This is a genomic window from Kluyvera intermedia (genome assembly GCF_034424175.1).
Lineage (GTDB): Bacteria > Pseudomonadota > Gammaproteobacteria > Enterobacterales > Enterobacteriaceae > Kluyvera > Kluyvera intermedia.
Genome location: NZ_CP139986.1, coordinates 1,972,414 through 1,995,311 on the forward strand (window position 1 = coordinate 1,972,414; position 22,898 = coordinate 1,995,311).

20 protein-coding genes are annotated in these 22,898 nt (G+C 50.2%); 15 read left to right on the forward strand and 5 right to left on the reverse strand.

The genetic code is table 11. The features are described from left to right. Positions 1-53: 53 nt before the first annotated feature. The gene (locus U0026_RS09500) at positions 54-2,111 is read right to left on the reverse strand and encodes an HD domain-containing phosphohydrolase (protein WP_255265584.1); all 2,058 of its coding nucleotides are present in this window, start codon (positions 2,109-2,111) and stop codon (positions 54-56) included. 418 nt (positions 2,112-2,529) lie between these two features. Here U0026_RS09500 and U0026_RS09505 point away from each other — a divergent pair, with 418 nt between their 5' ends. Continuing rightward, positions 2,530-3,168, forward strand: a complete 639-nt coding sequence (locus U0026_RS09505; protein WP_062778532.1) for an RpiB/LacA/LacB family sugar-phosphate isomerase — start codon at positions 2,530-2,532, stop codon at positions 3,166-3,168. A gap of 62 nt (positions 3,169-3,230) precedes the next feature. On the opposite strand, the gene U0026_RS09510 is transcribed toward U0026_RS09505, so the two are convergent. Beyond that, complete coding sequence (locus tag U0026_RS09510; RefSeq protein WP_062778530.1) at positions 3,231-4,655, reverse strand: MFS transporter; 1,425 nt, start codon at positions 4,653-4,655, stop codon at positions 3,231-3,233. Between the two features lie 208 nt (positions 4,656-4,863). On the opposite strand from U0026_RS09510, the gene azuC reads away from it, so the two are divergent. Together azuC and U0026_RS09520 are read left to right on the forward strand one after the other, a co-directional pair. After that, the gene (gene azuC / locus U0026_RS09515) at positions 4,864-4,953 is read left to right on the forward strand and encodes a stress response protein AzuC (protein WP_126440703.1); all 90 of its coding nucleotides are present in this window, start codon (positions 4,864-4,866) and stop codon (positions 4,951-4,953) included. Positions 4,954-5,034: 81 nt separating this feature from the next. Next, the gene (locus U0026_RS09520) at positions 5,035-5,286 is read left to right on the forward strand and encodes a DUF2766 family protein (RefSeq protein ID WP_062778528.1); all 252 of its coding nucleotides are present in this window, start codon (positions 5,035-5,037) and stop codon (positions 5,284-5,286) included. Between the two features lie 72 nt (positions 5,287-5,358). Here U0026_RS09520 and U0026_RS09525 read toward each other — a convergent pair whose 3' ends face one another. Beyond that, positions 5,359-5,862, reverse strand: coding sequence for a non-heme ferritin-like protein (locus U0026_RS09525; RefSeq protein ID WP_062778526.1), 504 nt, complete (start codon positions 5,860-5,862; stop codon positions 5,359-5,361). Between the two features lie 628 nt (positions 5,863-6,490). On the opposite strand from U0026_RS09525, the gene U0026_RS09530 reads away from it, so the two are divergent. From U0026_RS09530 to araH, 4 genes are all read left to right on the forward strand, one after another. Further along, positions 6,491-7,048 (forward strand): DJ-1/PfpI family protein, encoded by a 558-nt coding sequence (locus tag U0026_RS09530; protein WP_062778524.1) that lies wholly within the window; start codon positions 6,491-6,493, stop codon positions 7,046-7,048. A 250-nt stretch (positions 7,049-7,298) separates the two neighbouring features. Beyond that, a complete protein-coding gene (locus U0026_RS09535; protein WP_062778522.1) occupies positions 7,299-8,279 on the forward strand; it encodes an arabinose ABC transporter substrate-binding protein in 981 nt (326 codons plus the stop codon). Positions 8,280-8,341: 62 nt separating this feature from the next. Next, complete coding sequence (araG, locus tag U0026_RS09540) at positions 8,342-9,856, forward strand: L-arabinose ABC transporter ATP-binding protein AraG (RefSeq protein WP_062778520.1); 1,515 nt, start codon at positions 8,342-8,344, stop codon at positions 9,854-9,856. 14 nt (positions 9,857-9,870) lie between these two features. Further along, positions 9,871-10,851 carry an arabinose ABC transporter permease AraH gene (araH, locus tag U0026_RS09545; RefSeq protein WP_062778519.1) on the forward strand — a complete coding sequence of 327 codons (981 nt, stop codon included), beginning with the start codon at positions 9,871-9,873 and terminating at the stop codon, positions 10,849-10,851. A gap of 106 nt (positions 10,852-10,957) precedes the next feature. On the opposite strand, the gene uspC is transcribed toward araH, so the two are convergent. Beyond that, positions 10,958-11,377 (reverse strand): universal stress protein UspC, encoded by a 420-nt coding sequence (gene uspC, locus U0026_RS09550; RefSeq protein ID WP_062778517.1) that lies wholly within the window; start codon positions 11,375-11,377, stop codon positions 10,958-10,960. A gap of 791 nt (positions 11,378-12,168) precedes the next feature. Here uspC and flhD point away from each other — a divergent pair. From flhD to U0026_RS09585, 7 genes are all read left to right on the forward strand, one after another. Beyond that, the gene (gene flhD, locus U0026_RS09555) at positions 12,169-12,519 is read left to right on the forward strand and encodes a flagellar transcriptional regulator FlhD (protein ID WP_062778515.1); all 351 of its coding nucleotides are present in this window, start codon (positions 12,169-12,171) and stop codon (positions 12,517-12,519) included. Between the two features lie 2 nt (positions 12,520-12,521). Further along, complete coding sequence (gene flhC, locus U0026_RS09560; RefSeq protein ID WP_062778514.1) at positions 12,522-13,100, forward strand: flagellar transcriptional regulator FlhC; 579 nt, start codon at positions 12,522-12,524, stop codon at positions 13,098-13,100. A 124-nt stretch (positions 13,101-13,224) separates the two neighbouring features. Continuing rightward, positions 13,225-14,115: a flagellar motor stator protein MotA gene (motA, locus tag U0026_RS09565; RefSeq protein ID WP_062778512.1), complete on the forward strand. Its 891-nt coding sequence runs from the start codon at positions 13,225-13,227 to the stop codon at positions 14,113-14,115. Beyond that, entirely contained in the window at positions 14,112-15,035 is a 924-nt protein-coding gene (motB, locus tag U0026_RS09570; RefSeq protein ID WP_062778510.1) for a flagellar motor protein MotB, read from the forward strand. Before motA ends, motB begins: the two co-directional genes overlap by 4 nt. Before the next feature lie 4 nt (positions 15,036-15,039). Further along, entirely contained in the window at positions 15,040-17,055 is a 2,016-nt protein-coding gene (gene cheA, locus U0026_RS09575; protein ID WP_062778508.1) for a chemotaxis protein CheA, read from the forward strand. A 23-nt stretch (positions 17,056-17,078) separates the two neighbouring features. Beyond that, positions 17,079-17,582, forward strand: a complete 504-nt coding sequence (cheW, locus tag U0026_RS09580; protein WP_052283483.1) for a chemotaxis protein CheW — start codon at positions 17,079-17,081, stop codon at positions 17,580-17,582. A 668-nt stretch (positions 17,583-18,250) separates the two neighbouring features. Then, positions 18,251-19,525 (forward strand): porin, encoded by a 1,275-nt coding sequence (locus U0026_RS09585; protein ID WP_062778507.1) that lies wholly within the window; start codon positions 18,251-18,253, stop codon positions 19,523-19,525. Between the two features lie 177 nt (positions 19,526-19,702). Here U0026_RS09585 and U0026_RS09590 read toward each other — a convergent pair whose 3' ends face one another. Next, a complete protein-coding gene (locus tag U0026_RS09590; RefSeq protein ID WP_062778505.1) occupies positions 19,703-20,965 on the reverse strand; it encodes a dicarboxylate/amino acid:cation symporter in 1,263 nt (420 codons plus the stop codon). Between the two features lie 272 nt (positions 20,966-21,237). Between U0026_RS09590 and tar the strand changes: the two genes are divergently transcribed. After that, a complete protein-coding gene (gene tar, locus U0026_RS09595; protein WP_062778503.1) occupies positions 21,238-22,884 on the forward strand; it encodes a methyl-accepting chemotaxis protein II in 1,647 nt (548 codons plus the stop codon). Positions 22,885-22,898 lie beyond the last annotated feature (14 nt).

A 22,898-nucleotide genomic window follows, 5' to 3' on the forward strand; every position in this document is an offset into this window, starting at 1 on the left:
TTGTAGCCTTCGCAGTCGGAGGCAATCCTGTGAATAGTCGCCATATCCTGAGGTTAATCCATTCGTGACTCATAAATAGCCTGAAACTGAAGATGCAATTGACTAAATAAAGTCACCAGCGTGGGATCGAAATGGCTGCCCGAACTGGTGACAATAATTTCACAGGCCTGCTCATGCGAGAAACTGGGTTTATAGACCCGTTTTTGTCGCAGAGCATCATAGACATCGGCAATCGCCAGAATACGTGCTTCCACTGGAATAGCTTCCCCAACCAGCCCTTCTGGGTAGCCGCTGCCATCCCATTTTTCATGGTGATAATGAATTAGATTTTCTGCCACTGACCCCAATACTAACCCTTGAACAATGCGCCAGCCTTTCGTGGTGTGCTGCTGAATCTGCTTGAACTCGTCTTCCGTAAGCTTGTCTTTTTTACGCAGAATATGTTCGGGTACGGCAATTTTGCCTATATCGTGCAGTGAAGCATAGGTTTCAATGGCGCGAATCTTTTTGAGCGGCAGCTTTAGGCTACGGGCGAGAAGACTACAGTAGGCGGCAACGCGCCGAATATGGCAGCCGGTTTCATCGTCGTGGACATGATTTATTTTTTCCATCGCTTCGACGATGCTGTGGTTTATGGCGCGATTTTTATTCATATGCCGCCACATCATCAACATCATGCTGAGAATAAAGACCAGTAGGGCTAATAGCCCCGCGCTGATGATCTGCAGGGCGTTTTTACTCAGAGACATGGGGGCGGCGATACTGGTGGGCGGCGTCAATTGGTGACGGTAGTTTGAGATAAGGTGCACCTGGGCTAACAGCGCGTGTAGGGGATGATCGACATTTATCCAGGTACCAATCTGGTAGCTGGAGTTTGTTAGCCCGGCGACCTTCAGCGCGCCCCGGAACAGATCGCTACCCCGCAATGCCTGCTCGAGCGAAGTGAGGTCACCGAGGATAAAGTCAATTTGGTTGTTATCAATCGAATCCAGCAGTTCATCAAGTGAAGCGCGTGATACCAGCGTAACTTCGGTACCAAATCGTTGACGTAGATAATAAGCTGCAAACGAACCGCGAATCACGCCGACTCGCTGATGTCGTACCTGCTCTTCATCAAGAATAAACGGTTGGCCAATCTTGTTGTAGTAAGCGTTGTGGCCGTTCACCAGCGTCCCGACCAGGCCTTCCATTTGTGCACCATTGCGGACATCAATAATATCAGCGAGGTGGATAGGCCATGCTTCATTTTGCATACGAATCATATAGCTATCAACGAATTGCACATTGACATTAATGTTAAGGAGATCGCGAAGGTCGTTGATCATACTAATAGCGCTACCGTGATAGCCTTGCTCATCCTTCCAGATAATGGGCGCAAAATTCTCATTTTTGGGGAGCAAGAGCGTAAGACTGTTTTCGGCAAGCCAGCTTTTTTCTTCGTCGGTAATAGTTAACTGATGACGAAGATATTCAGTCTGACTTTGTTGCTCCAGCGCCTGTAATTTTCCGCTTTGCTGCCACTCACTAATCAGTTGATTAATGTTCGTTCGCATGGCGATTAATTCCGGACTGAGCCCGAAGGATGAGGTAATGCGTAGCGAGTTGAAGGGGCGGGAGATCGTGTAGTAATACTGTGGGCCACCGATTTCGCGGTCCTCATTGATATAGAAGTCAGCACCACCGCTGCGCAAAATTTGCAGGGCTTCGTTACTGCTTTCGACCTCGATAACTTGCTGGAATCGTAGTGAGGGGTAAACCTGTCTGACCAGGTTTTGCGTCTGGTCACTACGCCGGAAGATAACCCGTGTGTTGTTCAGATCGCTGATGGATGCTGCCGGGCGAGTAATGCTGGCGGCGACGATGGTACTCTCCAGCAAACGTGTCGATAGAATACTGTTGTGCAGATACTCTCGCGTCTGCAACACGCTGGCATAAAGCCCGTAATCGTGATGGGTAAATCGCTGATCGAAGGTGGTGCCATCAATGGGCTGAAGCGCTAGGTTATAGCCATAGCGTGAATTAAGTGCGTGCAGAAGCTCGGGATAGAAGCCATGGTATTGCCCGTTGCCATCACGCCAGAATTCAAAGCTGTCGGCATCTAGTATCCACACGGGGATAGTCGACGCGGTTTTGTTTTTTTGTGGCGGTGCGGCGAAAGCATAAGTTGTACATACGAGTATCAGGGTCAGTAGAACAAGGAGACCCAGCCCGTGTCGAAAACGTCGGCAGTCCTGTGTCACAAGTCAGTTCCTTTGCGAAAACTATTCAATCCATTTAATAGCGTACAAAAAGCAAGGACTCTTCCAGTCCGTTTTCAGTCTAATCGAGTGGTTGACCGATGGACAGTAAAAATATCAAGGGTTATGTAATGTTATTTTAAATCCTGCGAACAACAAAAGTGTGACCGCATTAGTAAAAATCAAAACGTTTTTTCATAAAATTTGAAAGTGTGTTTGTCTGATAGTAAGGTTACTACAATGTAATCGAACGACTGCGGGCGAGCCCGCGTAGCTTTCAGGAGAGGAAAGAATGAAAATTGCACTGATGATGGAAAATAGCCAGGCCAGCAAAAACGCGACAATTCATCATGAGTTAAAAGCCGTGGCCGATGAAAAAGGCTTCCCGGTCTATAACGTGGGCATGTCTGATGAAAACGATCATCACCTGACCTACATCCACCTGGGTATCATGGCCAGCATCCTGCTGAACGCTAAAGCGGTCGACTTCGTAGTCACCGGTTGTGGCACCGGTCAGGGCGCATTGATGTCTCTGAATATTCACCCTGGCGTGGTGTGCGGCTACTGCCTGGATCCTGCTGATGCCTTCCTGTTTGCGCAGATCAACAACGGTAACGCACTGTCTCTGGCCTTCGCAAAAGGCTACGGTTGGGGCGCTGAGCTGAATGTACGCTACATGTTCGAAAAAGCATTTACCGGACGTAACGGCGAAGGTTATCCGCCAGAGCGTAAAGAGCCGCAGGTCCGTAACGCGGGTATCCTGAACCAGGTGAAAGCGGCAGTAGTGAAAGAAAACTATCTGGATACGCTGCGCGCTATCGACCCGGAACTGGTGAAAACCGCCGTTTCTGGCAAGCGTTTCCAAGAATGCTTCTTTGAAAACTGCCAGAACAAAGAGATTGAAGCCTTTGTTCGCGAGATTCTGGCGTAAGTCGCAGGCCGCAGGCAGTCAACGAAAACCCACGCATACGTGGGTTTTTTTACGTATAGGGTTTATGCTTTTACCTTCTTCGACACTGCACTACCGGCATCTCGCGTCAGATGCAGCGTATCGAACATCCCCACCAGACAAATCAGGGCAATAAAGATAAAGGCAAGACGGAAACTGATGCCCGGCACCGCGCCTAAATCCAACACGGTACTGATCTTCTCACCAATGCGGATACCAATCGCCCCTAACGTGATACCCAGCCCAATGGCTAATTGGCTGGCGGTACTGAATAAGGTATTGGCGTAGCTCATCTGTGGCGACGGGACGTCTGCGAACGCCAGCGTACTGACCCCGGTGAACTGTATCGAGCGGAATACGCCACCAAGATAAAGCACCAGCATAATCATCCATACGGGCGTCTGGGGCGTCAGGAAGGCGCAGGCAACCAGCGCCAGCACGTTCAGCACACCGTTTACTAACAACAGACGTCGGAAGCCGAGCCAACGGATAAGCGGGGTGGTGGCGGGTTTTATCGTCAGGTTACCGACGAATACCGCCAGCACCAGCAGACCAGAGTGGAAAGGGTCCATGCCGAAACCGACCTGGAAAAGCAGCGGTAGCAGGAACGGAACGGCGCTGATAGAGGCGCGGAAAAGCGATCCTCCATACATCGTGACTTTGAAGGTCGGAACCTTCAGTGCGTCCAGACGAATCATGGGCCATTGTGTGGCACGAAAATGACGCAGCGCGTAGTAGAAGGTGAACGCACCAATGATAAGCAGGAAAGCTACCAGTCCACCGTTCATTTTCTCGGCACCCAGCAATTCCATGGCATACACCAGACTGACCATCGATATCGAGGTCGCCAGGAAACCAGGCAGGTCGAAAGGACGCCGCTCGTCGTCGCGGATATTAGGGATAATCCGCAGCGCCAGAATAATGGCGATAATGCCCAGCGGGACGTTAATAAAGAAGATCCAACGCCAATCGGCCACGGTGGTAATAAAGCCGCCCAGCGGAGGCCCGATAATGGGGGCGATAAGTGCCGGCCAGGTCAGGGTCGCAATCGCGGTGATGAGCAGATGCTTTGGCGTGGTGCGCAGGACGGCAAGACGCCCAACCGGCACCATCAACGCGCCACCAACGCCCTGGAATATTCGCATAGCTACGAATTCATGGGCGCTGGTGGCCAGGCCACAAAATACGGAGGCAACGGTAAAGATAGCCAGCGCCAGGCTAAAAATGGTTCGCGCGCCGAAGCGGTCGGCTATCCAGCCACTGGCGGGGATCAGTACTGCGAGGGTGATAAGATATGCGCTGATGCCGATGTTCAGGTCAACGGCTTCAACGCCAAAGGTTTTCGCCATATCTGGCAAGGCGGTGGCTATCACCGTCCCATCAAGGAACTCCATAAAGAACGCACCGGCCACCAGTAGGGCGGCAGGGGATACCCCGCGACTTGCCTGGTTCTGGAGAGGTTCACTCATTTTTTTACCCTATCAAAAAAATACGTAATTTTTATAAGATTTGTAGGTGTAGTAAGTTGAAGATTTCTATAACTATTTTTATATGATTTTAACGAAACTGATAAATACTGTGTGATTCACATCCCAAAACGATTGATTTTTGTGATGTAGGTCATATTATGTACGCAAAGACAATAACATCTGCATAACAAGAAACGGGAAGAACACCATGAAGCAGCGCATTCGTAAAATCCTAAAAAGCATGTTTGAGAACTACTGCAAAACTTTCAAAGACGTACCGCCAGGCGCTATGTTCTGATAAAAAAAACCTGCCACGGCAGGTTTTTTTATCTTCGGCGAAAGTAGGTTACTATTACGCTCCGCAAAATAGGAGCAAAAAATGTCTCAGAACCTTACCCCTAACGATGAACTGGTTTCCGATGTGGTGGCCTGTCAACTGGTGATCAAACAGATTCTTGATGTCATCGACATTATCGCTCCGGTTGAAGTGCGCGATAAGATGGCATCACAGCTAAAATCCATCGATTTTACCACCCATCCAGCAGGTGCCGACCCGGTGACTCAGCGGGCGATTCAGAAAGCGGTTGCTTTGATTGAGCTGAAATTTACGCCGCAGGACACCGCGCATTAATTACAGCCAGAGAGCCAGGTTTTATCCTGAACCCAGGAAGGCAAGGGCGGCGTTACCGCCCTTGTGACAGCATTAGTGTTTTTGGTGCGACACAATATTGAGCAGATGCTGATCGGTTTGCTGAATACACAAACCTGCTTTGCGCGCGCTGCGAATCTCATCCAGAATGGTCTTCAGCAAGATACCATCCTGTTCCTGTTCTTCTTCAAGCGTGTTCAGGAAACTCAAGGTGCTATCGTCTTGAAGCACTTTCGCTTCTTGAGTCAGTTGTGACAGCGTGGAAGAGCGTTGTGCATGGTCTTCAATGGTTTGAAGGAAAAGATCTTCGAGGGTTACGCATCCCTCTTCCTGGGCTTCAAAGGCCTTCACCACCGGATAAGCGCCCGATTTCTTCATATAGTCAAATACGCGCATCATTTGCGTGACGCTCGACTGAGCCCGTGAACGAAGAAATGTTGCGGTACCATTGAGTCGATGTTCAGAACACCACTCGCTCAAACGCAAATAATGATTAGATGCATAAAATTCAAGATTCATCTGGGCATTAAGTTTTTGAGCCATTCCTGAAACTGCCATGTGAATATCCTTATTACCAGGTCGGAACGATACGCGTGACACCGCACAGTTCGAAATAGCCGCTAACCATGCACTATTTACGCGTTAGAGTGTGACTACCTATTACACGTAGTCCTTACATATGGCTGGGGAATATAATTAATTTCCAGCATAGAAAAATAATACGCTTAGAGCGCATATAAGAAAACTCTCATAGTGGGCTTTTTACGTTTCGTTACAACAGAAATGATGGTCGACGAATTTGAATATAGGGTAACTATATAACGCATTGAAATATATAGCATATAAATTTAATGCATCTTAGTCGTAAGGCGTTGTTAACAGTTGAAGCGATGTTTCACTATTGCTCGATAAAGTGTGATCCGCATCTGATATTTTCTGTAAAAATGAAACGTGTATTAGGCGTAATAAGTATTGTTTGTTATGAATATAGCATCGAGAACAATAATTCTTGGCTATATGTCATATTTTAAGGCTGCATAGTTAATATCGGAATGACGGTAAAATTGTTTTGGATCATTTTGGATTAAAGCCGGTAAGAGGATTATGTTCGCGGTAATTAAGGGTACATAACGTCCGACCCAGATTGATGGGGGGGCGATATTGATATGAATTGACAGGAGTTAAAATGAAACAGGTTGCAGTTTTGCTCGCCCCTGGCTTTGAAGAAGGGGAAGCGATTGTCACTATCGATATTCTGCGTCGCCTGCACATCGGTGTAGAACTGGTGTCATGCGCAGAATCACGTGCAGTGGTGAGTTATCACGATATTCCGATGGTGGCGGATGCGACGCTGGCCGAACGTATGGACACGCTATATGACGCCGTCGTCCTGCCGGGTGGCCCTCAGGGAAGTGTGAATCTGGCAGCAAACCAGGATGTGATTAAATTTGTTGCTGCACACGATGTGGCCGGTAAATTTATCTGCCCAATTTGTTCTGCCGCCGCGCGCGTGCTGGCAGGCAACGATCTGCTCAAAGGCCGCCGTTATGTCTGTTCTGGCGATTTATGGCAGGACGTGAAGAATGGCGAGTTCGTTGATGCGCCAGTGGTTGAGGATGGCAATCTGATAAGCGGTAAAGGTTTTGGTTATGTCTTCGATTTTGCCTTTACCGTTGCCGCACGTCTATTAGGTGATGAAGCGCCGGTGCGCGACCACGCCGATCATATCTATTACCGCTGGTAATCCCTCCAATAGCGCGAATTGTCTGACAATTCGCGCTTCTTTATATGTAATTATCTGCTGAATCTATGCATCGGTTTACTGTAATTCAGCGGTGTGATGTTGCTCTCGACTGAAAAGTTAATTCCGGGCTATTAATGTTTCAACAACGTTAACGCTGTATGCGAAACAGCTAATACTTTGTTTTATGTCCACTTTAAATCGGTCATCTGATTTACCCCTACATAAAAGAACATTTAGGCTGGAGTTAACCATGCACAAGTTTACTAAAGCGCTGGCGGCCATTGGGCTGGCAGCGGTTATGTCACAATCAGCTATGGCTGAAAATCTTAAACTCGGTTTTTTGGTCAAACAACCGGAAGAGCCGTGGTTCCAGACAGAATGGAAATTTGCGGATAAGGCGGGTAAAGACCTCGGCTTTGACGTAATCAAAATTGCCGTTCCTGATGGCGAAAAAACGCTGAATGCTATCGACAGCCTGGCAGCAAGCGGTGCCAAAGGCTTTGTCATCTGTACGCCTGACCCGAAACTGGGGCCTGCTATTGTGGCGAAAGCGCGCAGCTACGACATGAAAGTCATCACCGTCGACGATCAGTTTGTGAATGCCAAAGGCAAACCCATGGACACCGTGCCGCTGGTGATGATGGCGGCCAGCGAAATTGGCGCACGTCAGGGCCAGGAGCTTTATAAAGAGATGCAAAAACGCGGTTGGGATGTGAAAACCACCGGCGTAATGGCTATCACCGCTAATGAACTGGATACCGCGCGTCGCCGTACTACCGGTTCGATGGATGCTATCAAAGCAGCGGGCTTCCCTGAAAAACAGATCTATCAGATCCCAACCAAATCCAACGATATCCCTGGCGCGTTTGATGCCGGTAACTCCCTGCTGGTTCAGCACCCTGAAGTGAAACAATGGCTGATTATCGGCATGAACGATAACACCGTGCTCGGTGGCGTACGTGCAACGGAAGGTCAGGGCTTTAAAGCGGCTAACGTGATCGGCATCGGCATTAACGGTGTCGATGCAGTCAACGAATTATCGAAAACCCAGGCCACCGGTTTCTTCGGTTCGCTGTTACCTAGCCCGGACATCCACGGCTATAAAACCAGTGAACTGCTGTACAACTGGGTCGAAAAAGGGGTTGAACCACAGAAATTCACCGCCGTCACCGACGTGGTGCTCATCACGCGTGACAACTTTAAAGAAGAACTGGCGAAAAAAGGCCTCTGAGTCCTGATAGTTCTCCCCCCACACCGATGGGGGGAGAAGGATAGCTTATTGTGGAGGTCGCTATGCAACAGTCTGTCCCTTATCTCTCTTTCCACGGTATTGGCAAAACGTTCCCCGGCGTGAAGGCGCTGTCAGACATTAGCTTCGACTGCTATAGCGGTCAGGTGCATGCGCTGATGGGTGAAAACGGTGCCGGGAAGTCAACGCTGCTGAAGATCCTCAGCGGTAACTATGCACCGACTTCCGGCACGCTGTCTTTGCGTGGAGAAGAGATTTCTTTTGCCGACACCACCGCGGCGCTTAACGCGGGTGTCGCCATTATTTACCAGGAACTGCATCTCGTCCCGGAGATGACAGTCGCGGAAAATATCTATCTCGGACAACTTCCGAGCCGTGCCGGGATAGTAAACCGCTCTTTACTCAATTATGAAGCCCGCCTGCAACTTGAGCATCTGGGGCTGGATATTGACCCGGATACGCCGCTGAAATATCTCTCCATTGGCCAATGGCAGATGGTGGAAATTGCCAAAGCGCTGGCGCGTAACGCGAAGGTTATCGCCTTTGACGAACCGACCAGTTCACTTTCCGCCCGTGAGATTGAAAACCTGTTTCGGGTGATCCGCGAGTTGCGTAAAGAAGGCAGGGTGATCATTTATGTCTCTCATCGCATGGAAGAGATCTTTGCTCTCAGCGATGCCATTACCGTGTTTAAAGATGGTCGCTATGTTTGCACCTTTGACGACATGCAGTCGGTCAGCCACGACAGTCTGGTGCAGGCGATGGTCGGGCGAAATATTGGTGATATCTATGGCTGGCAGCCGCGTGAGTATGGCGAAGAGCGCCTGCGTCTTGATAACGTCAAAGCCCCCGGCGTCCGTACGCCGATTTCTTTATCGGTACGTAGCGGGGAAATTGTCGGCCTGTTTGGGCTAGTGGGTGCCGGGCGAAGTGAACTGATGAAAGGGATCTTCGGTGGGACCAAAATCACCGCCGGTGACATCGCTATTGACGGCAAACGGGTCACTATCGACAAACCAGCACAGGCGATTCGCGCAGGCATGATGTTGTGTCCAGAAGACCGTAAGGCTGAGGGGATTATTCCGGTGCACTCGGTACGCGACAATATCAACATCAGTGCTCGTCGCAAACATATCCGCGCTGGGTGCCTTATTAATAACGACTGGGAGGCGACCAATGCCGACCATCATATTCAATCCCTCAATATTAAAACGCCGGGTGCGCAACAGCTGATCATGAACCTGTCTGGGGGAAATCAGCAAAAGGCCATTCTGGGCCGTTGGTTGTCGGAAGAGATGAAGGTCATCTTGCTCGATGAGCCGACGCGCGGTATCGATGTGGGTGCGAAACATGAAATCTACAACGTGATTTACGCGCTGGCGGCGTCGGGGGTTGCGGTGCTGTTTGCGTCAAGCGACCTGCCGGAGGTGCTGGGCGTTGCCGATCGCATCGTGGTGATGCGCGAAGGTGAAATTTCCGGCGAGCTGTTCCATGAGAGCGCCAATGAACAACAGGCGTTAAGCCTGGCTATGCCTAAAGTCAGTCAGGCCGTCGCCTGAGTAAGGAGATTATGATGTCATCTGTTACTACACCTGGCGCGCGCGGCTCGTCGATGAGCTTTGGTCGTATCTGGGATCAATATGGCATGCTCGTGGTGTTTGCCGTGTTGTTTATCTGCTGTGCTATTTTTGTGCCGAACTTCGCTTCGTTCATCAATATGAAAGGGCTGGGGCTGGCGATTTCCATGTCGGGGATGGTGGCCTGCGGGATGCTATTTTGTCTGGCTTCCGGTGATTTTGACCTGTCCGTAGCGTCGGTTATCGCCTGCGCAGGGGTGACCACGGCGGTGGTGATTAACGCCACTGAAAGCCTGTGGATAGGCGTCTTTGCCGGTCTGCTGCTGGGAGCGTTAAGCGGTCTGGTGAATGGTTTCGTGATTGCGAGGCTAAAAATCAACGCGCTGATCACCACACTTGCCACGATGCAGATTGTCCGTGGTCTGGCGTATATCATCTCTGACGGTAAAGCGGTCGGGATTGAAGATGAGCGCTTCTTCGCCCTTGGCTACGCCAACTGGCTGGGGCTGCCAGCGCCAATCTGGTTGACGGTAGGCTGTTTAATTATTTTTGGCCTGCTGCTCAATAAAACCACCTTTGGCCGCAACACGCTGGCTATTGGCGGCAATGAGGAAGCGGCGCGATTAGCCGGGGTACCGGTCGTTCGCACCAAGATTATCATCTTTGTGCTCTCGGGGCTGGTGTCAGCTGCGGCGGGAATTATCCTGGCCTCGCGTATGACCAGCGGTCAGCCGATGACCTCAATTGGCTATGAGCTTATCGTTATCTCTGCCTGCGTATTGGGTGGCGTATCGCTGAAAGGGGGGATTGGCAAAATCTCTTACGTGGTGGCTGGGATCTTGATTCTCGGTACCGTTGAGAATGCCATGAACCTGCTGAACATTTCGCCGTTCTCGCAGTATGTGGTACGCGGGTTGATTTTGTTAGCGGCGGTGATTTTCGATCGCTACAAACAAAAAGCGAAACGCACGGTTTAACGAGTATTCCGACGCCGGTTCCCCCGGCGTCGCTGCGCTCGACCTGTAGCCCGCGCGAGGCATTTATGCCGACCCCGGGGTCTCACCAACCGCATAAACCGACTTGTTACAACGTCACCAATAACACATCCACACCGCTTTCCTTGACGATGTTTTTCGCCGAGCAGGTCGCTCGCGAAAAGAAACTTTGGTTATGGTTGCCGCAGATAACCAGATCAACCTGATACTTCTGGCAAAACGTCTTCACGTGTTCGCAGAGTTCACCCGATGCTATTTGACGCTTCCAGATAGGGTAGTCGGTACTATCGGCCAGACTTTGCAGAAATTGCTGGGTCTCTTCTTGCATCAACTCACGCAGGTTTTCCATCATTGGGGCGGCGAGTTGGTTGTACATCTCGGGGTCAGTTGAAAGGGTCATCAGACTGATGCGGGCATTAGCAGGACGCGCTATTGCTACCGCTTTTTTGAGTAAGGCATGGCTCTCAGGCGTTGGCGCCACCGCCACTAAAAGATGTGAGTACGACATCAGACCTCCTTGCTAAAAATTCGCACGCTAACCTTAATCTCATACTCTTTTTATAACCGTCCCGCAAGCGCTGGACGGAATATTGCTGTCTATAACTTAACCTAATACATAAGCAAGTTTTATGCGAACCATTGGATAAAACCCATACAACTTGCATAAGCGTGTCTTGATATATGATGTAATCAAAACATATCTTCAATATTTAATTTATGCTGAATATTTGTTAATTAAAAGTAATTAATGTGCGAATGAATTTAGTGTCAATGGTTTGAAGTTACAATATGTTGAATTTACGATGAATTTTAGTTGCCGCTAAAAAGTATGATCTGTAGCAAATTTCTCGTAAATAGTGCTCACAAAGATCGCCCGATCTAAATGGTCGTTAAATAGTTTCGTTGAATGAATATCCGTTGGGGAGGAATAAAATAGCGTTTTGACTGTTCGTTATTTAGTCAAAATACAACGGGGGCTGATAGATTGGCGTGTAAAAGACGGTTTGATTTTGTGACGAAGATCACATAAATTTCAAATTAACAGTGAGGCAACATTGTATGTGTCACATCTGGCGAGTAAAGTTGCGTCGAATTAGGAAAAATCTTAGTAAATTGTAAGAAATGTTTAGATTCATCGGGGTAGAAAGTGAAATCTTTACCCGACAATCGACACAGGATTTACCTGATTGGCCATGCATTTCGACCGATTCATTTTTTTATCGGGCCTTGCCCGACGACATCACGGGGTATGCGGTTTGACCGCATAGAGTACTAAATTGGTTATTCGGGATGGGGAAAATGCATACATCCGAGTTGCTAAAGCATATCTATGACATCAATTTGTCTTATCTGCTTCTTGCACAGCGTTTGATTGGTCAGGATAAGGCTTCTGCTATGTTCCGCCTTGGTATCAACGAGGATATGGCAAAAGTTCTTGGGGAACTGACGCTCCCACAGATGGTGAAATTGGCGGAAACCAACCAACTGGTTTGCCAGTTCCGTTTTGATAACGCCCAAACCATAACCCGTCTTACGCAAGAATCACGTGTGGACGACCTACAGCAGATCCACACCGGTATTCTGCTCTCAACCGCACTGCTGAATGAAGCCAGTCACTCAGGCGCTCCTGCACGTAAGAAAAGGGCCTAATGATGGTTGAAAAAAGCATTGTTCAGGAGGCGCGTGACATTCAGCTGGCTATGGAGTTGATTACTCTCGGTGCGCGGTTGCAGATGCTGGAAAGTGAAACCCAGCTCAGCCGTGGTCGTTTGATTAAACTCTACAAAGAGCTGCGTGGTAGCCCGCCGCCCAAGGGAATGCTGCCGTTTTCCACGGACTGGTTTATGACATGGGAACAAAATATTCACTCTTCCATGTTCTGTAATGCCTGGCAATTCTTACTGAAAAGCGGCCAATGCTCCGGCGTTGATGCTGTGATAAAAGCCTACCGTTTGTATCTAGAACAGTGTCCCGAGCAGGATGCAGGGCCGTTGTTCGCCTTGACTCGCGCCTGGACTTTGGTTCGTTTTGTTGAAAGCGGACTGCTTGAACTTTCCAGCTGCCATTCCTGTGGCGGTAATTTTGTGACTCATGCACACCAGCCAGCAGGCAGCTTTGTTTGCAGCCTATGCCAGCCACCATCACGTGCCGTAAAAAGACGTAAACTTTCCAGTGATCCTGCCGATAGTAATCCACAACTGCTGGATGAACAGATAGGGCAAGCTGTTTAACCCCACACTTGTGGATTAAACACTCCAGCAGCGGTCTTGACGACCGCTGCTTTTTTTTACCCCTTGCCGGGTGAAATACCTCAATTCTGTCTCCTCTCTTAGTCAACAGTGGAAGGATGATAGCGTGCTTATCTTAATAGGTTACCTGGTTGTTTTGGGGACAGTTTTCGGCGGTTACATGATGACCGGCGGACACCTTGGAGCACTGTATCAACCGGCTGAGCTGATTATTATCGGCGGAGCGGGGGTCGGCGCATTTATCGTGGGGAACAACGGTAAAGCCATCAAGGGAACGCTCAAGGCGCTGCCCTTGCTGTTTCGTCGCTCGAAATACACTAAAAGTATGTATATGGATCTGCTGGCGTTGCTGTATCGCCTGATGGCGAAATCACGCCAACAGGGGATGTTCTCGCTGGAACGCGATATTGAAAACCCGCAAGAAAGTGAAATTTTTGCCAGCTATCCGCGCATTCTGGCCGATGCGGTGATGCTCGAATTTATCGTCGATTATTTGCGTCTGATAATCAGCGGTAACATGAACACCTTCGAAATTGAAGCGCTGATGGATGAAGAAATTGAAACTCATGAAAGCGAATGTGAGGTTCCGGCTAACAGTCTTGCGCTGGTAGGGGACTCGCTTCCGGCATTCGGTATCGTGGCAGCAGTCATGGGCGTGGTGCATGCGCTGGGTTCAGCGGATCGCCCGGCGGCAGAGTTGGGCGCGCTGATTGCCCATGCCATGGTGGGGACTTTCCTCGGTATTCTGCTGGCCTATGGATTTGTCTCTCCACTGGCGAGCGTCCTGCGACAGAAAAGTGCCGAAACCACCAAAATGATGCAATGCGTCAAAATTACGCTGCTGTCGAATCTCAACGGCTATGCGCCACCGATTGCCGTCGAATTTGGCCGTAAAACGCTCTACAGCAGCGAACGCCCTTCCTTTATCGAACTGGAAGAACATGTACGCGCGGTGCGTAATCCGTCAGGCCAGCAGACGACCACCGAGGACGCATGAAAAACCAATCGCATCCTATTGTCGTCGTCAAACGGCGTAAGCATAAATCACACGGTAGCGCGCATGGCTCGTGGAAGATTGCTTACGCCGATTTTATGACGGCGATGATGGCGTTCTTCCTGGTGATGTGGCTTATCTCCATCTCCAGCCCAAAAGAGCTTATTCAGATAGCGGAATACTTCCGTACACCGTTGGCGACCGCGATTTCCGGCGGTCCCCGGATGGCGAACAGTGATAGCCCGATTCCCGGCGGTGGCGATGACGTCACCCAACAGCAGGGCGAAGTCCATAAACAGCCCAATGTTGAGGAGCTGAGAAAACGCATGGAGACGAATCGTCTTAAGCGTATTCGCGGTGAACTGGATCAACTGATTGAAGCCGACCCGAAGCTGCGGGCGCTGCGTCCCCATCTGAAAATCGACTTAGTACAAGAAGGGCTGCGCATTCAGATTATTGATAGTCAGAATCGCCCGATGTTTAAAACCGGTAGCGCCGAGGTGGAACCGTATATGCGCGATATTCTGCGCGGCATTGCCCCGGTATTAAACGAGATCCCCAACAAAATTAGCCTTTCCGGCCATACTGATGATTACCCGTACGCCAATGGTGATCGAGGGTATAGCAACTGGGAGCTGTCGGCAGACCGCGCCAATGCCTCGCGCCGTGAACTGGTTGCAGGCGGGATTAGCGACGGCAAAGTTTTACGCGTCATTGGGATGTCAAACTCGATGCGCCTCTCAGCGCGTGGCGGCGATGCGATTAACCGTCGTATCAGTCTGCTGGTGCTGAATAACCAGGCTGAACAGGCCATTCTCCACGAGAATGCCGAGAGCCAGAATGAACCTTTAAGCGTATTACAGTCGCCGACGTATTCAACATCTGCGGCCGGTACTACGCCGCCACAACCCGACTCGAGGTGATTGCGTGAGCATGGATATCAGCGATTTTTATCAGACGTTTTTTGATGAGGCCGACGAACTATTGGCCGATATGGAACAGCATCTGCTGAACCTAGTGGTGGATGACCCTGATGCTGAACAGATGAATGCGATTTTCCGCGCGGCGCACTCCATTAAGGGCGGGGCGGGCACGTTTGGCTTCACCATCTTGCAGGAAACGACCCACTTGATGGAGAACCTGCTGGATGAGGCCCGGCGCGGGGAAATGCAGCTCAACACCGACATTATCAACCTGTTTTTGGAAACCAAAGATATTATGCAGGAACAGCTCGACGCCTATAAAAGCTCCAGCGAACCGGATGCTGCTAGCTTTGAATATATCTGCAATGCGCTGCGCCAACTTGCGCTGGAAGCAAAGGGTGAAAGCGCTCCATCGGCTACCGGCAATGCCCGATTAAGCGTGGTGGATAATGACCCGCAGGAAGACGCTGACGATCTCTCATCTGCCGAAGTTCCCGGTCAAACGCAGATCATGTTGTCGCGCCTGAAGCCCGGTGAGCCAGAGATGCTCGAAGAAGAGCTGGGGAATCTCGCCACGTTAAGCCAGGTCAGTAAAACCGCAGATTCCCTAACGGCGATTATTGACGGTGAGGTCAACCAGGACGATATCGTGGCGGTGCTGTGCTTTGTGATTGAGGCTGACCAGATTGAGTTCACCACCACGGCGACGGTTGAAGAAAATGCCGTTGTTGTCGAGGAAGTGATAGCCGCTCCGGTGGAGGTTCCAGTCGCGGTGAACGCGCCTGCACCGTCCCCACGCGTTGAGCGAGAAAAACCGGCGGCGCGTACCAGCGAATCCAGCAGCATTCGCGTGGCGGTGGAAAAGGTCGATCAACTGATTAACCTGGTGGGTGAACTGGTGATCACGCAGTCGATGCTGGCTCAGCGTTCTAACGCCCTGGATCCGGTGTCGCACGGTGATTTGATTACCAGCATGGGCCAGTTGCAACGCAACGCGCGCGACCTGCAGGAATCGGTTATGTCGATCCGCATGATGCCGATGGAATACGTCTTTAGCCGTTTCCCACGTCTGGTGCGAGATCTGGCGAGTAAACTTGGCAAACAGGTTGAACTGACGCAAATCGGTAGCTCAACGGAGCTGGATAAAAGTCTGATTGAACGCATTATCGACCCACTCACGCACTTGGTGCGCAACAGTCTTGACCACGGGATTGAGTCGCCGGAGGCTCGTCTGGCGGCGGGGAAATCGGCGGTGGGTAATTTAACCCTGTCCGCTGAGCATCAGGGCGGCAACATCTGTATTGAAGTGACCGACGATGGCGCCGGATTAAACCGTGAGCGCATCCTGGCCAAAGCCCTGTCACAAGGGATGTCGGTCAGCGAAAGCATGACCGATGAAGAGGTCGGTATGCTGATCTTTGCGCCTGGTTTTTCGACTGCGGAGCAGGTGACCGATGTTTCAGGGCGCGGCGTGGGTATGGACGTGGTGAAGCGAAACATCCAGGAGATGGGCGGCCACGTTGAGATTAAATCCCGGCAGGGTGCGGGAACAACCATTCGTATCCTGCTCCCGCTGACGCTGGCGATTCTTGACGGCATGTCGGTGAAAGTGAGTGAAGAGGTCTTTATCCTGCCGCTCAATGCGGTGATGGAATCCCTACAGCCGCGTGAAGAGGATCTGCATCCTCTGGCGGGCGGCGAGCGTGTGCTGGAAGTGCGTGGAGAGTACCTGCCACTGGTGGAACTGTGGAAAGCGTTCGAGGTGCAGGGGGCGAAGACTGAAGCGACGCAGGGCATTGTGGTTATTCTGCAAAGTGCTGGTCGCCGCTACGCGCTACTGGTTGATCAACTGATTGGCCAGCATCAGGTGGTGGTGAAAAACCTGGAGAGCAACTATCGCAAGGTGCCGGGTATTTCGGCCGCGACTATTCTCGGCGATGGTAGCGTTGCGCTGATTGTCGATGTCTCCGCCCTACAGGGATTGAATCGTGAAAAACGTCTGGCGAACACAGCCGCCTGAAACGCTTAAGAAAAGGTAAAAACATGACCGGAATGACGAATGTAACAAAGCTGGCGGGCGAACCGACAGGGCAGGAATTTTTAGTCTTTACGTTGGGTAATGAAGAGTACGGCATCGATATCCTGAAAGTGCAGGAGATCCGCGGCTACGATCAGGTGACGCGCATTGCCAATACCCCAGCCTTTATTAAAGGCGTCACCAACCTGCGTGGCGTGATTGTGCCGATTGTCGATCTGCGTGTGAAGTTCAGCCAGGAAGACGTTGAGTACAATGATAATACGGTGGTGATTGTGCTTAACCTGGGACAGCGGGTCGTGGGAATTGTCGTTGACGGCGTTTCTGACGTGCTGTCATTGGCCTCTGAGCAGATTCGCCCGGCGCCGGAATTTGCAGTGACCTTGTCGACTGAATACCTGACCGGACTGGGAGCCCTGGGCGACCGTATGTTGATTCTGGTTAACATTGAGAAGTTACTCAATAGCGAAGAGATGGCGCTGCTGGATAGCGCTGCCAGTCACGCGGCCTGATAATTATAAGGCTCATCGTCATTACACGATGAGCCTTATTTAAAATGTGAGTCAACGCAATATTCATCACAGGGAAAAGATAATTTAAAAACTGTGCGCTTGAGACATACCCGGTTATCATTTTTACACTCTTCATTGTTGTTTATTCTTTCTTCCTCGTTCTTCCGCTCATTTTTATATTCATGAAAATTATTTTTCCCGTAAATTGATTTTTGTTATGAATCTTTCATTCGAAAGTCGCATTAAACCCGTTATTGAAAACTCATCCCATATTCCCCTGGTGTAATCTGAATTGCTGATGGATTAGTCTGCTATGATATTTTTATGTTAATTTTTAATGTGTTATTTGTCTATATTGTCTGGTTTTATTGTTTGCGCGATGTTGTTATTTGGTTTTGAATTAATGTTTAGACATATTTTTAAATCAAAATGAGTAAACTCTGAATGGTAATTCATAAATAAATTAATTATTTGTAAATTAATCTTCATTTTATGAGTTCGAGAAAGAAAATAATTCTTAGTGATAGCGATCTTATTTCTAATTTATGCGCATGGAAAAGAGATTCAGACTGCAATTATTATCGACGACGTGGAAAACAATGTTTCTTTCCCATTATTAAATTCGATAGTAACTAAAAATAATCTTAAATATTGATTAAGGGATTTCTATGCGCGTAAAAAATGTAATGCTTAAACCTTCTATTATTGCTCTGGCTATTACGGCTGCCGTTGGTGTGCCAACCTATGCGCTGGCGAGCAGCGGTGAGCAGGCTTCTCCGGCCTATACTGCCACGCAGACCAAAGGCGAGATGGTTTACCAAAATGACGATACGGCGATTGCTATTATGGGCTCCGTGCGTCTTATGGCGAAAGACGATTCGGCGCATAGTGTCGAACATAATATCCAGAACAATGACTCGCGTCTGGGGGTGGCACTGCGACAGAAAATTAATGACAACGGCTTTTATGCTGCAGGCTATTACGAGACAGGGATGCATGGTCTGGATTCGGCAACCGATGATCAGGGCAACGATGTTTATACTCGTCAGGCTTATGCGGGTGTCGGTAACGATAACTACGGCGTGGCGACCTTCGGTAAACAATATGCGCCAACTGACTGGGGACTGGGGATTGATACCACCTACGCTTATGGCGGTAAGGCAAAACATGACACAGCCGGGATGTCGACCGATATTATTAACTCTGCGGCCATTTATTATTACAACACCAAAGCATTCACCGTGGGTGTCATGGGGCAAGGGAATGATGATGTTGATAAGATTGGCTTCGGTAGCGGCTATGGCGACGGCCCGGATATGCATGATGCTTACCATGATGGTTCTGCCTCTGTGCACGGTGGTGCGGCACTGGCGGCGCAATATCGCTTTGAAAATGGCTTCTCTGTTTCTGGTTCCGCGGCTTATAACAACTACACGGTGAATCAGGGTTCTGTAACCACTGATGTTCCAATCGGCCCGAACGGCGGCACCGTACCTATGACGATGGTAACCGGCCCATCCTATGACGGTAATACCTATTCGATGGGGATGAACGCCAAATACACCGCTAACTTTGATGGCTTCACCTGGTATAACGGTGCGCAGGCCACCTATTACATCAACAAAGTTGATGATGTTCAGGCGGCAACCAGCAACACCAGCAATCAAACCAACGACCAGGAAACCATTCTGGGTCTGGAATACGCCTCGCAATTTAAAATTACTCCGGAGTGGAGCGTTTACGCCAACTTTGACTGGACGGAAGGGGGTGATGCTATGAATGGTCAGCATTTCCAGTCCACGACGCTGGGTACCGATTACTGGTTAGGCAAAAACGCGGTGACCTATATCGAATACGGCTATGAAAAAGCCAGCGGTAATACCGATGAGTCTTATAACGTTTCCGATCACCTGGCCGCGGTGGGAATGCGTATCTTTATCTAGCCGTCGTTTGACTCCGTCCTATGCCAGTGGGGTGGGTGCCATGCTTTTCATTGTTTCGCCGTGGATGTTTGGGCGCAAGTGGTGGGTTTATGTTGTATTTAGCCAGACCCTGGAGTCTGGCTTTTGTTTTGGTGTCAATCCCGGCCAAGCGCAGCGCCGCCGGGACAGGCTCAACGATCACATATTCTGCTGCACAACCTCAGGCTCAACTTCACTGAGCTGGCCTTCGTTTTGCGACAACATCGCCGTGGCGACGCCGTTACCCAGCACATTGATGGCTGAACGTCCCATGTCGAGGAAGTGGTCGATACCCATCAGCAGCAAAATCCCGGCCACCGGAATGTTAAAGCTTGGGATGGTCGCTGCCAGTACGACCAGCGCAGAACGCGGTACACCGGCAATCCCTTTTGACGCCAGCATCAACGTCAGCATCAGCACAGCAATCTCTGAGAAACTCAGGTGAATGTTGTACGCCTGAGCGATAAACATTGAGGCGAAGGAGCAATACACCATCGACCCCACCAGGTTAAACGAATAACCGATAGGCAGTACGAAAGAGACGATATTACGAGAGCAGCCGAATTTGGTCAGTTGTTCCAGCGTTTTCGGATAAGCCGCTTCAGAGCTGCTGGTGGTGAAAGCCACCAGTACCGGGTCTTTCAGCATCCCGAGCAGGCGGAAAACTTCTTTCTTGAGCACCATATAGCCAATCGCCACCAGTGCGCAGCAGGTCAGCAAAATCGCTACGTAGTAGCCACCGATAAATGAGGCATAGTTCAGTAAAATACCCAGACCTTCCGTGGCAATCACCGACGAGATGGCGGCAAAAATCGCCAGCGGCGCAACGTACATCACGTAACCCGTCACCTTGAGCATAATGTGGGAAACCACATCCAGTGCGGCAACCAACGGCGCATTGAACTTCTGGCCCAATGACGCGCCACCGATACCAAAGAACATCGAGAAGACGACGATTTGCAGGATTTCGTTATCGGCCATCGCCCCAACAATGCTGGTTGGAATGGTATGAGACAGAAACCCCTTCAGACTCATGCCACTGACCGCAAGGCCAGTATCCACGGTATCTTTCGGAATCGTCAGATTCAGACCGCTGCCTGGATGTTGCAGGGTGACGATAAACAGCCCAACCAGAATCGACAGCACCGACGAGCTGATAAACCAGACCATCGCTTTACCACCAACGCGGCCAATCGTTGAGGTCTCGCCGAGTTTCATGATACCCACGGTCAAGGTGCTAAAGACCAAAGGCGCAATCACCATTTTGATGAGTCGCAGGAAGATATCGGTGAAGAGGGTGATGTTGCCAGACCAGGCCTGAATGGTGTTTGCTGATGCGTAAGAATGGATCATTGCGCCGGTGAGAATCCCCGCCAGCATGAAAATCACGATGAAAATCGTGAGTTTATTCGCGTTTGCCACAAAAAATACTCCGTCAGATTACGAAATTGCCCCGCGATGAAATAATGATTTTTATTATGTAATGCCATCAATTCATTCATTACATAAATTGTATGAAACTAGGGTTATTTACAACTTTTTTTTATGATTTATAAAAATCGTTGTGATTCAGTCACTCGCAATCCTGCTGCCCCGTACCCCTTCTCCTGCCCACGATTTTTACCCTGAGCGCACATAAAGTTTCTTTTTAGGATGCCGATAACAGCGATAACTGAATATAGAGAAGGTGTTGTATGTTAAACCGTATCCGCGTTGTCACACTGCTGATGGTGGTGCTGGTCGTCTTCGCACTTCTGCAGTTAGTCTCCGGGAGCTTTCTGTTCTCCTCGTTGCATCAAAACCAACAAAGTTTTGCACTCTCCAATACGCTTCGTACCCAACAAACGGAACTCACCAAAGCGTGGGATCTGATGCTGCAAACCCGTATCAACCTCAGCCGTTCCTCGGCGCGGATGATGATGGACACTAATAACCAACAAAGCAGTGCTAAAACAGAACTGCTGAAAAACGCCAAAGCCACGCTCACGCAGGCGGCAGGCCACTTTGAACGCTTTAGCCAACTTCCTCCGCAACCCGCGATGAGTGAGGCTAATGCCCAGGTGTTGAAGACCTATAAGAATTATTTCAATGCCCTACAGGAGCTGTTGGGTTTCCTTGAGGGCGGCAATATGGACGCCTACTTTGCTCAGCCAACGCAAGGCATGCAAAACGCGTTAGGCGAGGCGATGACCCAATATTCCAGCCAGAGTGAAGCGCTCTACCAGCACGCGTTTACCACCAGCAGCAACGATTACCAGTTTGCCCGCTGGCAACTGGTGATTCTGGCGATAGTCCTCGTGGTGGTGATGGTTGCCGCCTGGTTCGGCATTCGTGCCATTTTGCTTAAACCGCTGTCGGCAGTGATGGGACATATTCGCCACATTGCGGCAGGCGATCTGACTCAGCGCCTGGCTCTGCGTGGGCGCAACGAAATCACCGAACTGGCTGATACCGTGAGCCATATGCAGACTTCGCTTATCGATACCGTCACCCACGTGCGGGAAGGGGCTGAAGCCATTTATCACGGTACCAGCGAGATCGCGGCGGGGAACAATGACCTTTCCGCTCGCACCGAGCAGCAGTCCGCGTCGCTTGAAGAAACCGCAGCCAGCATGGAACAGCTGACGGCGACGGTAAAACAGAATGCGGAAAATGCGCGCCAGGCTTCACATCTCGCGCTCAGCGCCTCAGAAACAGCACAGCGCGGCGGCAACGTGGTGAACGGCGTGGTCAATACCATGCATGAGATCGCCGCCAGTTCGCAGAAAATCTCCGACATTACTGGCGTTATCGACGGTATTGCTTTCCAGACCAATATTCTGGCGCTGAATGCGGCAGTAGAAGCGGCACGTGCCGGCGAGCAGGGTCGTGGCTTTGCGGTGGTTGCAGGAGAAGTGCGTAACCTTGCCAGCCGTAGCGCGCAGGCGGCAAAAGAGATCAAAGCATTAATTGAAGATTCTGTCTCGCGGGTCGATACCGGTTCTGTACTGGTTGAAAGTGCGGGCGAAACCATGACTGACATTGTCAACGCCGTGACCCGCGTCACCGACATTATGGGCGAAATTGCCTCGGCATCCGATGAACAAAGCCGGGGAATCGACCAGGTGGCTATCGCGGTGGCGGAAATGGACAGCGTGACACAGCAAAATGCCTCGTTGGTGGAAGAATCTGCCACCGCTGCCGCCGCCCTTGAAGAGCAAGCTGAACGCCTGAATCAGGCGGTTTCTGCATTTCGTCTTACCGCCATGTCTTCGCGCCAGGGGGCGAAAACCTCACCACCACCGTCACTTCAGGCGTTGAAGGTGAGCAGTCGGACCGACAACAACTGGGAAACCTTTTAATTTTATCTGCGGTT